Here is a 641-nt window from a genome sequence, read left to right as displayed (position 1 = left end):
GGCGACACGAGCCCTATCCTCTTCGATAGGAGTTTCGCGATGAATGCACATGATGATATTGCTCAATTGAGCAAGGTTGTGGCTCGAGCGCGCGCCGCTCAGAAAGCTTACGAGACGGGAGCCGACCAAAGGCGCTATGACCGCGCTGCCGAAGCTGCCGCTTGGGCGATTATGGAGCCTTCTCGCAATCGGGCTTTGGCCGAACTTGCGGTCGCGACAACCGGGCTTGGCAACGTGCCCGACAAGATCATCAAGAACCATCGCAAGACACTTGGCTTGATGCGCGACATCAAGGGCGTGAAAACGCACGGGATTATCAGCAACGACGCCTCCACCGGCATCACCGAAATCGCGCGCCCCATCGGGGTGGTGGGCGCTGTGGTGCCCTCGACCAACCCTGCTGCCACGCCTGCCAACAACATCATTAACGCATTGAAATGTGGCAACGCAGTGGTTGTTGCCCCTTCGCCTAAAGGTGTGGCCAGCTGCGAGTTGCTTTTGTCCAACGTTCATGCCGAGTTTGACAAGCTGGGGCTGAATCATGATCTGGTTCAGATGGTCCCAGCACCCGGCTCCAAGGACAAAACTCAGGCCATGATGGAGCTGTGCGACCGGGTGATTTGCACGGGCAGCCAGAACAA

1 protein-coding gene is annotated in these 641 nt (G+C 57.9%); it reads left to right on the top strand.

Annotation, left to right across the window (positions count from 1 at the left end; all coding sequences use genetic code 11):
• Positions 1-39: 39 nt before the first annotated feature.
• On the top strand, positions 40-641 hold a 602-nt coding region (locus tag ACR0KN_RS22465; RefSeq protein WP_480656702.1), incomplete at its 3' end, for an aldehyde dehydrogenase family protein.

It is taken from the genome of Ruegeria sp. AP7, assembly GCF_056539905.1.
Note: the sequence above shows the minus strand (reverse complement) of the source record. Positions and strands in the feature narration are given on the sequence as shown.